This is a genomic window from Oligoflexus sp. (assembly GCF_035638955.1).
Classification (GTDB): Bacteria; Bdellovibrionota_B; Oligoflexia; order Oligoflexales; family Oligoflexaceae; genus Oligoflexus.
In genome coordinates this window covers 24101-38345 of record NZ_DASQYZ010000355.1, presented here as the reverse complement: position 1 = coordinate 38345, position 14245 = coordinate 24101, and the positions used below count along the sequence as shown (strand labels likewise).

The following is a 14245-nucleotide window of genomic DNA, read 5'->3' as shown; positions in this document are numbered from 1 at the left end:
ATGCACGACGCACGTGAAAATCCATCCATGCTTCCTCGAGCGATCCTGATTCTGCTCGGGGCGGCGCTATTTTTGGATATTCCCGCGTCCCGTGCCTACAACGAACATAGCGCGTGGACCGCTCAGCTGGGGAAACTCCTGTTTCATGGCATCCATGAAATCTATGGCCTGCCCCTGTCTTTTACGCTGTTTGAAGTGATCAGCTATGCCTTGGCCGGTTTGATCACCATTCGATGGGGCGTGCAGCGTTCTCGATTCTGGCTTATTCTGGCTCTGTCGGCATGTTTGGTGCCGTTGGCCTGTGCGCTCGGTACATTGACGGGAGTGTTGCGTGGGAATACTCTGGCACTGGCCTTTAGTCAGCTGCACTTTGTGCCCATGATCCCGGTATGGATGATCATTGGTTACTACCTCGGGATGCAGCCCGCGCTCCTGCAGAAAGCCGCGCGTATTCTCTTTTGGGTTTGTATCTGGCGCAGCGTATACGCCCTCTATGTGTTTCTGATCGTTTACGACGGACGCATGGGGGCGCGCGAATATCTGATTGATCATGCCAGCTCAAGTTTCCTGGCTCTGGCCCTCGCCTATGCTGGCTTTCAGGCTTTTACGCAACGGGGGAATCATGGGAAGCTCCTGGCCTATGCCGGAGCTTTCGGGCTTATGCTCTGGCCGTATATTCTGAATGACCGCCGAACGTCGTTTGTCGGGCTCATGGCCGCGTTGGTCCTGGTCCCGTTCATCCTCCCCCGCGGCATGCGTCTGCGTCTACGGTCCACTTTCCGGTGGGCGCTGCTTGCGGCTGTCTTCCTGATTTCGTATAAGGTGGTCTATAGCAAGGCACCCGCGAACCTCGGTGCTACGTCTTCAGGCAGTAGCGTGATTGGTGTCGAAAATCTCGACTACAGGCAGATTGAAAACTATAATCTTATGATTGGTGTGATCGAACGACCTCTGCTCGGTCTTGGTTTTGGCACCCGGTTTCCGCAGGCTGTTCCGCTGCCGGATATTTCGTTTTCCTTCGAGCTGTTCGATGCCATTCCGCACAATACGCTGCTCTATCTTTGGACTTTTGCCGGGCCTTTTGGAATTGCGGGTCTCATGACGGCCAGCTGCTTCATGATGCTGGTGATCACGCGCGTGGGGCAACTGGCGCGAACCAAAAGGGAACTTTTGCTGGCGTTCCTCGGGCTGGTAGGGGTGACGCAATGGGGCATGTATGTGAGTTTTGATATGGGTCTTTTGGAAAGCCGCTCATCGATGCTGGTGGGGGTCTTTGCTGGTGGTCTTTTTCCGGTTTACGGACGCATCCTTCTGGAGCAATCTTATGCGAAGTATCAAGAGAGTTTACGTCCTGGCCCTGCTGCTGTGCAGTCTGAGCAGCCTTTTGGGTTGTCTCCGTCACTACAGTGGCAACGACCTCAAACTGGCGCCGCGCGGACGCACATTTAACGCGCAGGGCGAATACATCATTGGCTTGAATGATAAGGTCACCATTCGCGTGATCGGCAGTAACGATATCAACGGTGAATTCATCGTGTCCCAGGCCGGCAGCGTGAGTCTGCCTTTGATCGGTGCGGTCCAGGCAGCCGGACAAACGGAGCGGGAATTGTCAAAGCTTCTGACGGAACAGTACAAGACATTTTTAAAGAATCCTTCCGTTTCGGTTGGGGTCACCGGCTACGATAGCTACAAGATCTATATCACAGGCGAAGTTCGAAAGCCTGGCGTGTACACGTTCCAGGAAAAGACCACGCTCCTTCAGGGTCTGGCCACAGCCGGCGGCCTGGGCGAGTTTGCTCGTGGCGAAATTATCCTGCACCGCGCCGGGAAAAGCGGTGTTATCGAAAAGTTTGTCACCGATTATGATGCAGTTCTGAAAGGTGAGCATCGCCTGGACGGATTTCTTCTGGAACGCGGTGATGTGATCAACATTTACTGAGGTAGCCTATGTTTGCCAACGCCCTGGTCCTTTTTCTGCTGGCCTGGCTGGTCCTGCCTGGACTCTGGCTGGCACAAAGGCCATGGGCCCTGTCGCCGAAGGTTTGGTTCTATACGCTGGTGGGCAATCTGGTGCTTTTCACCGCTCTTGGAATTCTTTTTAAAATGCTGCCGTGGCTCATCGACCCGCGCGTGACCCTCTAGCCCTCTGAAAATTATTACCCAGTCCTACTTTTATGCTCAGTGATTCCCAGCATCTACCGATGAGCTTTTAGAATAAGCCAACTTAAAGCTGGCCTGAAGGAGCAAAAACGCGGGTGTTGAGGCATAGAGCCCAATTCAATCCAGAGATCTGGGGTTCCAGACTTGCCTGGCTTTTTGCGCTTTTTTTGGCTTTTCAACCTAAAGCTCTCGCCCAACTGCAAACGGTCAGCGTGGGTCACTTGAAGGATAAACAGGTCCTCGAATTAACCGGAGAATGGGACTTTTTCTGGGCCACTTGGCTGGAGCCTGGGGATACCAGATCAGCTCCCGTGCGGCAGGTTGCAGGTCGCGTCTGGACCACCGGCACGGAGCCCACGTTTAAGAAAGGTCAGGGTTTTGCCACCTATCGCCTGAAGTTGAGCGATCTTCGGCCTCGCATGGATGGATACACCCTTGCTCTCCGGAGCGCGTCAGCTGCCCTTAAGGTCATGATTTATCCTGCACAGAAGCCAGACAAGGTCCGGTTCGCGACCGTGGGCCGTCTGGGAGTTGATGCAACCCATGAAATTCCCCAACTTCGACCGGTCTCCTTGCGATTCTTTCCGGAAGCGGATGAAACCGAATGGATCGTGCTGGTCCATGTTTCCAATTTTCATTATGGTCGAGGCGGTCTCTGGACAGCGCCGCTGCTGAGCGAAGGCAGTGCGGCCGAAGGTCGGATCGTCGGGGATCGGGAATTCCTGATCTTCTGCCTCGGCATGATTATCGTGATTGGCGTCTATAACATCGTGCTCTTCATTCGCCGTCCTGTCGATAAACCTACTTTGATGCTGGCTCTCTTCTGCCTCGTCGTCGGTTGTCGATCGGCGGCCTCTGATAACCTGATATCCTGGTATTTCCCACAGCTCGATACCCGCATCTATCAAACTAAATATTTTATAGAATATATGACGATGGTGCTCGGACCTTTAAGTTGCATCAGCTTCATTCACATGAGTTTCCTGTCGTCGTCAATGCCTCGATTCTATCGCTTTATCGTAAGTCTCAGCTTGTGCACTGGCCTTTTCATTCTGACTTTGGATACCTATTACTGCTCGATCATTCTCAGTCAAATCCAGGTTGTCACGGTTCTGCAGATTGTTTTTGGTCTGAGCGTCCTGGTCCGTGCGGTGATCCATAAACGGGACGAATCCATCCTGGCCGCCATGGGCAGCTTCATTTTAGCAGCTTGCGTTCTTTATGATATTCTCGTGACGTTCCATGTTTTTTCCCAGCCCTATGTGAGCTCGCTGGGTATGGGCGCCTTTGTTTTCATGCAGGGGCAGGTGGTGGCCCAGCGTTTCGCCAAGGCGTTTGGTGTTGCCGAGCACCTGAGTTACAAACTCAAGGACGAAGTGGAACTGCAAACCTTGGAACTGCGATCCATTATGGAGAACATTCCCCAAGGCGTCTTTATTATGTTGGCTGACCAAAGCATCCAGGGAAATTATTCCAAGGAATTGGAGCAGCTCCTTGGGGAAGGCCAGCTCACCGGTAAAAAGGCCTTGCCGGTGCTCTTCAGGAATACCACGCTCACGGGCGAGGATCTCTCGATCATCGACAGTATCCTTGTCAGTTCCTTTCATGAGCCGATTTTCGTCTGGGAATTGAATGCTCATAGCCTACCTCAGGAATTTATGAGGGTCGAGATCGATGGGTCGCAGCAGGTCTTTGCTGTGGAGTGGCACCCGATCGTCAACCGCCAGGGCCTCATGGATCGCGTTCTAGTGACCCTTCGGAACGTGACGGAGATCCGTGCTTTGCAGGCATCGCAGCGCAAGGATCAGCAGGCCTTTACGTTGCTTTTGGAAATTGTGCAGATCTCGCCGGATCGATTCCGCGATTTTGTGGTGCAGAGCCACGAAATCCTGAAACAGGCGAGCATCGATAGCGCAGCGGTGACCGCAGAATGGGCTCTGCTGTTAAGAAAAGTTTTGATGCGCCTCCACACCTGGAAGGGCTTGAGCCGCAGCCTCGGGCTTAAAGTTCTGGCGGCGCATATCCATGAAGTGGAACAGATTTTGATTCGGCTGTCGGTCGATCAGATCGAGACACTTCATGATCAATTGGATAGTCTGGCGGAACAACTTCGATCCTATGAAGCCATTGAAAAGGAGCGCCTGGGGCGTACCGATTCAAGTCGCTCGGTAGCCAACGCAACATCCGAAACACGTCAACTGCTGCAGGCTTGGCATCGCTTTCACTATCAACCTTTGGACGCCTATCGTGAGGCCTTGCACGAGGCTCTGGCCGTCTATGTCCAAACCTTGCCTGATATCACTACCGGCCAGCTGGTGCAGAACCTCCAGCAGGAGGTCAGCCGTCTGGCCCGAGAGCTGGATAAACCGCTTCCTGTTCTGGTAGGGCAGGGCGCCCTGCATCAACCTTTGCCTGAATCCATGTTTAAAAATCTGAGCTATATCCTGCAGCATTTGATTCGCAATTCCATGGACCACGGTCTGGAGACAGCTCCCGAACGTCTGGCTCAGGGCAAAGCCCGGGCGGGTCATATCACGATAGGCTTCGATGTGCGTGATGGCTGCCTGATGATGGACTATTCGGATGATGGTCGAGGTCTGGATTTACTGCGGGTTTTACGCAAGGCAGAGACCCTTGGACTTGTTCCGTTGAACAGCAATCTTGATCCCGATGCGATTGCGCAGTTCATCTTTGAGTCGGGATTCACGACCAAGGATGAAGCCCAAATGGTTTCCGGGCGTGGCATCGGTATGGATGCGGTGCGCTTGCTGGTGGAAGAGAGCGGGGGACGCATGACTTTGATTTCTGATGATAAGGCACGTCTGCATCAGGCTTTCCATCTGCGTGCCAGCTGGTCGCTCAGCACGCTGATGGCTCAGGTCGCTTGATAGGCCCTTAGCGGCAGGAACCGTCCGGATTGATCATCGCTACCTGCAATTCCAGCGTGACGACATTGCCTTCGACAATCGTCTTGGGTGGCAGAGATTTTACCCCACGCATCATGGTCGCGGCTTTATCCAATTGAGGCTTCCACTCCTTGGCATCCAACTGGTCCCGCGCGCCGTCCACGTTTTGGGCGAGGCCGGTAAAGACCGTGGGATAACTGAGACCCAGCACCGCAAACTGATAGTAGAAGACAGCATTCGCAGCGACATCCAGTTCGCGGAAATTCAGAATTTTATTGAAATCAGCTGGCTGCTTGCCGGCGCAGGACCGGGTATTGGCGGCATCGGTACAAATGTAGATACCGTATACGCCTTTTTGTTTAAGGTTCACCGGCAGCGAGATCTTGGTACCGTCTACAATTTCTTTCAACGAAATCGTGCGCGTGATCGGAGCCTTGGCTTTGCCATTGTCACTCATAGGTTCGAGTGACAGCAGCAAGGATCCCGTTTTGCCTACAACGTTGCGCATGGCTTCCACATCAGCTGGATGACAGACGGGTTTGGGTTTAACTTTGACGGAAAAGAATGTGTCGCCTTTATCGTCCACAGCGACACCCAGCTGGGAAAGTCCGGCCTGCCGAATGGGTGCATGCGGGTCTTGATTCTGGGCACCAGGTGGCGGAGGAGGCTTCGGCAAGGCTTCTGTAGGGACAGCTTTGGCTGCCCTGGCTTTCATAGTCGGAGCCGCGACCGTGGGAGCCTGAGGTGTAACGGGGAAAAGACTGTCCTTAAGTTGCCAGCCGATGAACCCTGTCATCATAAGGCCAGCCATGATAAAAAGTGGTTTTGTTTTGCTTGCGGAACTTTGGGTTTTGCTGCTGTGTTTGGATCGATGCACGGGGGCTTTCATAGGCCTGGGCGAAGCTGTCGTTGGCTTTTTCTCTTTGTCGGGCCGTATGACCGTGGCTTTCAGATCCCGAAACTGAAGTTTGGGGTTCGTCGCATTGGTTTGTTCGCGCTCGGCGGCTTTTTGGATGTCGAGATCAAGCGTAATGGGTTTGTCTTTTGGATCTTTAGGTGCCGCCATGATTACTGCTCCAGTTGGATACCCGCGAAATTGCTAAAAGGATAGATCTGTGTTTTTTGAACGACTTTCAACTTATTGGTCAAGGACTGATCCCTATAGAGGGATCGGACATCGATAGCGAGCGGTGGGTTGGCGACCATAGTAGCTGGAGAAAAACAGGCCTGTATGCCCAGAATCCCATTGGGATTGACTTTGTCAACATCACTCACGTTGTTGGGGAAAAGGCGGTTTTCGGAGGCAAGCAGCGCCAGACCCGTTGCGGCGTTTACGCCCGTTATTTCGACGGCCGGAATTTCACCGCTTGGGCAGCTGCTGCACGCCGTGTTGATACTGTTCGAGTAATTCAACGAAGCTAATTTGGCTACGACGCCTGCATCGGTAGGTCGCTTGCATGTATTTGCAATTGTCACGATATCGAGGACCGTTGTGTTATTAATCTTTCTGTAGAGCCAAAGGCGAAGTTTAGGGCAGTTCCCGGTGCATGCGGAATCAGTAGCGGTGAGCAAGGAAAAGCCACGGCCAGGGATGCCCAGAAGATTGTTAGGGTCACGAAACCGATAGTCCCAATCTTTTTTCACGACCGAGATCAGTTCGTTGACTTCGGTTTTGCCGACTTCATCCAACTGTTTAGCGGCCAGAATTTTTTGCGAGCGGGTCATCATTTGATACCCGCCGATGGCGACAATCCCGCTGATGACGAGACCGATCATGGTCTCGATCAGGGTCAGGCCAGCTTGATTGGATTTAAAATCAGTACGCGACATTCAACGACCCCAGTTTGGTATCGTACATCACGTCGGCTCCAGCTGATGTCGTCCAGTGCAGGGCATAATAGACTTCCAAACCAAACCCCCGACCGGACACCATGGTCGCGCAGCTCGTTACCGCGTCCGTTTTAAAATTTCGGAGTTTGACGTGCATTTCGACAAAGGCCCCGCGATTGCCGGCAAAAGCACCTTTGGCAGCTTTATCCTTTGCAGATTGATTCGTCATGAGATTAAAACAGCCGTAGAACGTATCGGAGTTCGGTGTCGTAAAATTCGAGAAAGGCGTGCCATTGCATCGTTTAAGGTCCTCGACAGCCATCGCTGGTTGCGTGGTTGTTTGGTGGCCTTTCGCATCATAGAACTTCATTTTTTTGTATTCTGCCACGGCAATGCCAAGGTCTGTTTCCTCGAAATAGTCTGTGGGCTGGGCTGAGCACCCCGCAGTAACATATTCTTTGAATTTACTCACCAAAGCCTGCATCATGACGCTTTCCACTTCGCGCGCTGACATCGCAGCTTCCACACGTCGACCTGAAGTTCCAATATTCCGAAAGCTTTGCGCGGCCATCACCGCCACGACACCGAAGAGCGCGACGGTCACCAGGATGGCCACGAGTGAGGCGCCGGATTCGTTATTCCATGATTGTTTGCTGTTCAAGAGCGGACTCCTGTTATGGCTTCAGCTGTGACAGCTTTTTCGTTTGGAATTGGGCCAATTGCTCCTGCAGGTAGAGGTCGCCGGTGACAACCCCATCAGCAAGGATAGCATGATCGGCCGGATCTTTTGAATCCGTGGCAAGCTCAAAGTTCCAGACCCATTCGCTGGGCGCAGACCTATCTTCAGCCACCTGCTGAATCACGCGCTCACCTTTGCGACCCATAATGCGCTCACCGGCTTTTAACTCATCAGTCGCCTTCAGGCCCGTTGGGGTCAGGAAGGGATGCTTCGCCGTCACGCGAACCGTTCCCTCGTCCGTTTGGACGGTCCACAGCGGAAGTTTTTCGGGGCCCGGGGTCACGCGTTTGATGGCGACGGCCTTGTCGCGGATGGGATTCCAGACCAGGTCATTGTCTTTGAGCTGGCGTATGGGTTTATCGGTACCATCGGCCATCCGAATTTTGGTGTTGGCCTCAAAGCAGCCGAGGTCCACGCGCAGGTTGGTTGTAGCGCTACAGGTTTGTGAATGTGCGGAATCCACCACAGTGAATGGAGTCCGGTTGCCACCGATGTCCACAGCATAGCAGCGGGCATTGGGTGGACAGGGTTCCACATTCGTGGGGGACGTTGCAATACCTGCCACTTCCCAGTTGGGCTTCGCCGGTGCAAAGTCGACGCTAAACGAACCTTGCTGACCGTCGGAAACGTGGGTAATGGTCTGCGTCTGGGTGAAAGTGGGGAACTGGCTGCCAAAGAACGGACATTTGTTGGTTCCTGCCGTCACGTGAACGAGACAACTGTTCTTTGATCCGTCATTGGCGGTGATGCTGCCCAATATTTTATAGTCCACAGGCACTGCTGAGGAATTGGCCGCTGCATCAAGTCCAGAGCCCACATGCGCCATCAGGAGTTTGGGATCAAACGAAGAAAGGCTATTGAGAATGGGACCGTCGACTGTAGTCAGCAAAGGATCTTCGGCCAGGACGATAGGCTTCATGGCGTTGAGTTTATTGAAATCCTGTTCCGTGGTGGATCTTAAAGCTGCCAGCTGTTCGGTCGTCAGGGTGGCCAAATTCACGAAAGTATCAAGGGGCGCATTCGCCATATCCTGTTTATGGGCAAGTCCAAGGCTGAACAGGTCGTTATACTGATTGATCGACAAATTATGGAGTTCAGGTATTTTATCAAAAAGTTTTTCAAGGTTACCAACCAGGGATTTGAGTTGCTCATAAACGGCTTTTTGTTGATCCGTGTCCAAGGTGCTAAGAGCCGACGCGAATGTCGACGCTAACGCAGTCGGTACCGTCACGCCAATACCGTAATTGCTGGTGGAAGGCGCGCAGAACGTGCCGTTGGCACCATTTTGGGTCAAGCCAGCCACAGCTTTGCCCGTGGGGTCTTTCGCGGCCATCTGCAAGGAATTTGCCTGAACAAGGCCGACGGTTTCCGATGTGATGTTCACGCACTGACCAGGAGCCACGGTGGCTTTATCCGTCCAGAGTTTACAGTACGCAGGCGCAGCGACCGTGAAGCGGAAGGGACAGCTCATGGCTGTTTCGTTGTTATTGGTCACGAGTGAGAGATAGGCATAGGTTTCAAAGGTTACTTCGTTCGTTCCATCAACAGCCACCAGAGGACGAGGTGTTGTCACCGTCCAGGTTCGAACGGCATCGTTGATACGGGTGACGCTGTTGGCTCGTTGGGCGGCCGTCAAATCGAGAACGAAGTGCTCGGAAAAGTCACTTTCAGGGGCTAACAAGGCTTCCGCCGACATGGGCAGACGAGCCATGAGTGCAAGCCCTGAAACAACCAGCTCCAGATTCATGGGGGCGTTCGGCTGAAATTTGGTTTGGCCGTTGGTGCTGCGCAGCACACAAACAGGGGGCTCGGGTTTTGGCACCGGAATAGTGGCTTTGCTCACCAACTTTTGGTTATCAAATGAGTTACTGGTAATTTCGGCTTCGTAGCCTTTAATCAGTCGAACGTTAGTGGAATCATAGACAGGTTTGATGAACCTGATGGACGATTTGTTATTGAGGACGGGCCGTGTCCCATTGGGTTTTACATAATTCTCGAAATCGATCCCTTTCAGATCCGCATCTGAGGGGCTGCTCACTTCCAGCTTCATGCTCGCAAAGTTCCACGTGTCAACAGTGGGCGAGCTGCGCGGCGTACCCATGGTGGTACCGGGAAAGTAAGGATCCGGATAGAGATAGGGCAGGGCAGCCGCATCATCCGATCGCGGATTGGCCCCGGTATAACTCATGAGTGCGGTGGCGGTCGAAAGACCCGAAATATTGTGGGTCTCGGCCTTTTGTTTTTGGCCCAGAACCTTGTTCGACTTCAGAGTCTGGTTGAGCTTGTCCATATTGTAATAGACTGTGGTACCCACCGTCAGGGCCAAAATCATGGCCAGGAAGATGGACGCATCCCCTCTTTCACCCTTTAAACTCAAAAATTTCAGTCCCATTGATGACCCCTCTCCATGCTATGACGCTTAAATGAGGTATCGGAACCCCATAATGTCATGGCCAAATAAATGTATAACCTGCGGATATTCCAAAACCTTACAGCCTGATTAAAGATCTGCAAAATATCCAAGACTGAGGTCTTTAATGCCGCTATACTCCCGGATCGGTTTTCCGGCGGGATCCAATGAGGCCGCCGCCAGGCAAGGAGTTGGAAGGCATGCAAAAAGCAGAAGTTTGCTCGAAGGAAAAGCAGGAGCGGTTGACTCAGGAGCTGACCTCCCTGATCGCAGAAACCAATGGGCTGGCCCTCCTGCCAACTCTGGAGCTCTTCCAGAATTCACGCCGTCTGCAGCCCCATCCTGACCTGCAGCAGCTGGTCGCCGCTTTCCGTCAGCAGGTGATTCTGTGCCAGCGAGGGATTGGTGATATCCATGCGCTGGTCGATCATCCGCTTGGCCGTTCGCTCTATCGATTTTTTAAGGCTTTTCCGCTGCCTTTTCGGGAAGAGCATACGCATCTCACGGGAGCCCTGCAGGCCTCCTTCCTTCATCCCCTTTTGCAAAAAAGACTGGATGGACCTGAGGGGCCGCTGTGTTTGGAAAAACTGCGAGCGGTTTACGGCGATGAAGCGGATCGGCTGACGACGGTGCAGGATGTGGAGCGCATGCTGACCCTGCGGGATAGCGAGAGATTCGAACGCTATCTGCAGGTCCTCTATTTACCCAAATTGGTCCTGATCGATCGTGAAGCCCATCGACAGGCCGCTTACCATATGGCCCGGACCATGATGGAAGAGTTCAATGTTGGCTTCATTCGCATCAAGTTCACCTATTCGCGACTGACCACAGATCCCAAGGAGCAGATCCCCGGCGCTGAACTCCTGACCAATGAAGAAAGCCTGCTGGGCCTCTATGAGGGATTTCGCGCCTATCAAAAGGAAGTGCCGCAGTTTCAATTCGCGCTCTCGCCTTGCTTTCGCAAAGAGCCGGGCTTTTACGATCAACGTTTCGCCACCAAGAAACAGCATTTTCAGCAGCAGGTGGATGAAATCATCGATATCCTCGACCGTCATCCGGAACTGGCGAGTTGCCTGCAGGAAGTCGATACGGTGGGTGATGAGCGCAGCCTTTATCGCAAGGAACATTTTTTGGAAATGCAGCAGGGTCTGCGCAAGCTCGCCTCACGCGGATTTTCCATCCGCAGTCACCACGGCGAAACCTTTTATACTTTGAAACGCGGAATACAGGCCGTGGATAATGCCATGAACATCTGGCGAATTGATACCCTGGAGCATGGTCTGGCCCTTGGCATCAACCCCAACTCCTATTTTCACATCATGCTGGAGCAGGCGCTGGCCCTGAACGACAAGCAGCAGGCCGTGCGATCGGAATCCACCCTGGGACGCGAACTCCTGGACATGTCCTGGGGCGAACACGCTCTCATCCTGGATCGGTTGGTTCAAGGCGTGCCTCTGTCGCCGCAGGAGGTCAACCGCTTCGTGAAGGTGAAGTTCCATCACGCGCGTGAGGTCGAACACTACCAGCATGATGTTTTGAATCGAGTCCTGGACAAGTCGATGACGGTCACCGCGCTGCCGACGAGCAATCAAAAGCTGACCACTGTGGTGCCGGGTTTCAAGGATCACCCCTTTTCCTGGTGGGAAAAGAAGGGCGTGGATCTGGGTGTGGGTACGGACAACTATGTAACGTTGGGAACCAACTATATTCGCGAACTGCTGCTCCTGCTCATGGCCGAACCCGAAGACTTGAAGATCACCAAACTCCTCATGGTGGCTACAGGTGAGAACCGCCGCCCCTTCCTCAGCCACCTGCTTTGGGAGATGCGTAAGAATCTGGCCTAATTTCCGTGCTTTAAGCCGCATAGCCGCGGACGAAATCGCGTCGCGGGGCTGCCAAACCCAATTTTTTCCTGACAAAAGAAAGCCCTAAACAAATGATTCCAAAAAGGAATAAAGCAAGGGGCAAGGTTTTATAGATTCTCACCGATAGTGTTAGGGGGAGGGACGATTCTCATGAGACTCACCGCTACACTATTCAGCATGCTTTTGGCGACTGTTTCGGCCTGTAAGCCGGCATCCTTCAAAAGCGTTGACGATGCCGCCGAGGCCATCCCGGAAACTGCCGTTTCCGATGATGCCCTTGGTGATACGACAGCGCCTTCGATTGTGGACGAGCCGATTGAATCCGTGGAAGTCGTGACCGTGGAGGGCAAATTGCAGATCCCGGCACCGGTGTCCACGGATGAAGAGGTTAAGGTTGCCTGCGCGGATGCGAAGAAGAATGGAACGCTGAAATCCAAAGCCATTCCCTTGTTCTTCCCAGCCAAGACAACAACCTGTGAATTCGAAAAGAACAATAATCTGAGTCGCAAGAACGAAGTCCTCCGCGCCCGGCGCGAGGAGTTTGTCGATCTTCCGTTGCAGGGCATGACCCGTCTTTGCAATATGAAGTTTGATGCGCCGCAGCAGGTGATGCGTTTTGATGATGAGATCATGATTACGTTGAACAGCCTTGTGGTGGCTTCCAGTCAGGATTATTCGACCAGGTCGAAAAACTTGAATGACCAACTGGTCTATGCCAATGGTCTGGGTGTGGATGCGAATGGTCTGGTCAGCTACAAGTGGCTGCCACCGAACGGGATGCAGAACCTGGAATATTTTAACGGCAAACTGTATAAGTATTGTCTGGGACTTGATCCCAAGCAGGCTGATTTTGATCAGCTCTGCCAGATTCCCAAGACATCAACCAATGGTGACATGAAGTTGACTCTGCCGCAGGACGCTTTCCTGAAGCTGGCCGCCAAAGCTGGGCTGGTTCTGGATAAGCAGATTGCGACACCGCCCAAGGCGCAGTTGGGTTTTATCACAACGGGTGATAACGACGACAGCGACTGTCAGCATCTCGACTTTCGCATGACTGTGACGATTGATTACATTCCCTGATTAGAACGTGACGGCATAACTGACCCGCAGCAGCTGACGATCAAAGCGCTGCGGGTTTTGTTTGACAGTTTCCTGGGTGATTCCCAAACCGAAACTTCCCAAGATCCCTGCCGTGGATGGTCCTACCCCAGTCGTCCAGCGATAATCCAGATTAGCCAAATCACGAATCAAGCCCGCCGCACCCGGCACGGTTTTGTCGATGGATTGACTGCGCTGCAGATCGATCTGAAGATTCTGTTCCGTATCGATGGCCCAGAGTCCCTGGACGAAAAATTGATCAGAAAGAAACTGGGCATCACCCTTGCGCCTTTGGTCCAGATTCCGATCCCATCCGGCACGAAATTGACTTTGGGTTCGCACATTTTCAATGCGGTCCAGGTCGGGGCGGCGAATCATGTCCTGCGCAATCGGCTGCGCCTTATCTTTTTTATCTTCGGGGTTGGCGCGCCGCATCACATACGAAAAAGCTGCCCCCATGATGAAGCTGGTTTTCTTTTCCTCTTCGATCGTTTGCTGCAGTCCGCCTACAGTGGTTTGCATGGACCAGTCATTATTCAAAACCCAGAGGTCGTCATTTTTAATTTCCCAGGTATCAGCGGAAAGTCCGTTGCGAACTTTTTGGGTGCCGCGAATCAGACTGAGCGTGTTGGTCCAGCTGCGATTGATCAGGTTCGACCAACTGGCAGCGACTTCACGACTTTCCAAATCGGTTGTTCCATCGATGTTACGACTGATACCCGCAGCCGCCGCTACGCTATTCATGGCATTCAGTTGACGATCATGGCGGTACGCAGCACGCGTTCCCGTAAAAGGGGCACCAATTTCCAGAACCGTTTCTTCCAGAGGACGCTGCGTATCATCCGCACCGTGACTGCGAATCCAGCCTGCTTCGAGCGTGTCACTGCTGTGAGCCTCGCGCCAGGTCGCAGCTGAACGGGCCTGCAAAGCCGTGAATGAAGTGGTTCCGGAATTGCCCGTAGTGGCACCGATTTCGGCCTGGGCATTGAGTTTGGCTTGTTCATAGAGGAATAGACTGCGTCCACCCCAGATATTCAGGTGATCCGGGCGTTTCAACTTGGGATTGCGGCTGGCGAGTTGCTGGTCGCGGTATTCGTACTCGATGGTGTTCAAGTTACGAATCGGAGCAGCAGAGAGCGGTCCAGTCGTCAGAAGCAGAGCAGCCGGCAGTAGCCTTGAACCCATGATGACATCCTTGTCGATCGTGATGGGACGAAGATCGGTGGACCCGAAAGCG

At 53.1% G+C, this 14245-nt stretch carries 11 protein-coding genes; 6 read left to right on the top strand and 5 right to left on the bottom strand.

Going from position 1 to position 14245, the window contains the following annotated elements; all coding sequences use genetic code 11:
- From VE954_RS31395 to VE954_RS31380, 4 genes are all read left to right on the top strand, one after another.
- Positions 1 to 1449 carry a hypothetical protein gene (locus VE954_RS31395; protein ID WP_324960441.1) on the top strand — a complete coding sequence of 483 codons (1449 nt, stop codon included), beginning with the start codon at positions 1 to 3 and terminating at the stop codon, positions 1447 to 1449.
- Positions 1385 to 1939: a polysaccharide biosynthesis/export family protein gene (locus VE954_RS31390; RefSeq protein WP_324960439.1), complete on the top strand. Its 555-nt coding sequence runs from the start codon at positions 1385 to 1387 to the stop codon at positions 1937 to 1939. The genes VE954_RS31395 and VE954_RS31390 overlap by 65 nt, the downstream gene beginning before the upstream one ends.
- Positions 1940 to 1947: 8 nt before the next feature.
- Positions 1948 to 2142 carry a hypothetical protein gene (locus VE954_RS31385; protein WP_324960437.1) on the top strand — a complete coding sequence of 65 codons (195 nt, stop codon included), beginning with the start codon at positions 1948 to 1950 and terminating at the stop codon, positions 2140 to 2142.
- A gap of 113 nt (positions 2143 to 2255) precedes the next feature.
- A complete protein-coding gene (locus VE954_RS31380; RefSeq protein ID WP_324960435.1) occupies positions 2256 to 5048 on the top strand; it encodes a 7TM diverse intracellular signaling domain-containing protein in 2793 nt (930 codons plus the stop codon).
- A 7-nt stretch (positions 5049 to 5055) separates the two neighbouring features.
- Here VE954_RS31380 and VE954_RS31375 read toward each other — a convergent pair whose 3' ends face one another.
- Genes VE954_RS31375 through VE954_RS31360 form a run of 4 tightly spaced genes read right to left on the bottom strand, consistent with a single transcriptional unit; the run spans position 5056 to position 10027 of the window.
- Positions 5056 to 6132, bottom strand: coding sequence for a hypothetical protein (locus VE954_RS31375; protein ID WP_324960433.1), 1077 nt, complete (start codon positions 6130 to 6132; stop codon positions 5056 to 5058).
- Positions 6133 to 6134: 2 nt separating this feature from the next.
- Positions 6135 to 6896, bottom strand: a complete 762-nt coding sequence (locus tag VE954_RS31370) for a prepilin-type N-terminal cleavage/methylation domain-containing protein (protein ID WP_324960431.1) — start codon at positions 6894 to 6896, stop codon at positions 6135 to 6137.
- Complete coding sequence (locus VE954_RS31365) at positions 6883 to 7557, bottom strand: hypothetical protein (protein ID WP_324960429.1); 675 nt, start codon at positions 7555 to 7557, stop codon at positions 6883 to 6885. The genes VE954_RS31370 and VE954_RS31365 overlap by 14 nt, the downstream gene beginning before the upstream one ends.
- A gap of 13 nt (positions 7558 to 7570) precedes the next feature.
- A complete protein-coding gene (locus VE954_RS31360; RefSeq protein WP_324960427.1) occupies positions 7571 to 10027 on the bottom strand; it encodes a Hint domain-containing protein in 2457 nt (818 codons plus the stop codon).
- A 218-nt stretch (positions 10028 to 10245) separates the two neighbouring features.
- Between VE954_RS31360 and VE954_RS31355 the strand changes: the two genes are divergently transcribed.
- Positions 10246 to 11889 carry a hypothetical protein gene (locus tag VE954_RS31355; RefSeq protein WP_324960426.1) on the top strand — a complete coding sequence of 548 codons (1644 nt, stop codon included), beginning with the start codon at positions 10246 to 10248 and terminating at the stop codon, positions 11887 to 11889.
- A gap of 171 nt (positions 11890 to 12060) precedes the next feature.
- A complete protein-coding gene (locus tag VE954_RS31350; RefSeq protein ID WP_324960424.1) occupies positions 12061 to 12990 on the top strand; it encodes a hypothetical protein in 930 nt (309 codons plus the stop codon).
- Here VE954_RS31350 and VE954_RS31345 read toward each other — a convergent pair whose 3' ends face one another.
- The gene (locus VE954_RS31345) at positions 12991 to 14193 is read right to left on the bottom strand and encodes a hypothetical protein (protein ID WP_324960422.1); all 1203 of its coding nucleotides are present in this window, start codon (positions 14191 to 14193) and stop codon (positions 12991 to 12993) included.
- Positions 14194 to 14245 lie beyond the last annotated feature (52 nt).

Bases quoted from the DNA above. Each gene is read 5' to 3' on its own strand.
- VE954_RS31355 (WP_324960426.1), top strand. From the start codon at position 10,246: ATGCAAAAAGCAGAAGTTTGCTCGAAGGAAAAGCAGGAGCGGTTGACT.
- VE954_RS31370 (WP_324960431.1), bottom strand. From the start codon at position 6,896: ATGTCGCGTACTGATTTTAAATCCAATCAAGCTGGCCTGACCCTGATC.
- VE954_RS31375 (WP_324960433.1), bottom strand. From the start codon at position 6,132: ATGGCGGCACCTAAAGATCCAAAAGACAAACCCATTACGCTTGATCTC.
- VE954_RS31395 (WP_324960441.1), top strand. From the start codon at position 1: ATGCACGACGCACGTGAAAATCCATCCATGCTTCCTCGAGCGATCCTG.
- VE954_RS31360 (WP_324960427.1), bottom strand. From the start codon at position 10,027: ATGGGACTGAAATTTTTGAGTTTAAAGGGTGAAAGAGGGGATGCGTCC.
- VE954_RS31345 (WP_324960422.1), bottom strand. From the start codon at position 14,193: ATGGGTTCAAGGCTACTGCCGGCTGCTCTGCTTCTGACGACTGGACCG.
- VE954_RS31350 (WP_324960424.1), top strand. From the start codon at position 12,061: ATGAGACTCACCGCTACACTATTCAGCATGCTTTTGGCGACTGTTTCG.
- VE954_RS31385 (WP_324960437.1), top strand. From the start codon at position 1,948: ATGTTTGCCAACGCCCTGGTCCTTTTTCTGCTGGCCTGGCTGGTCCTG.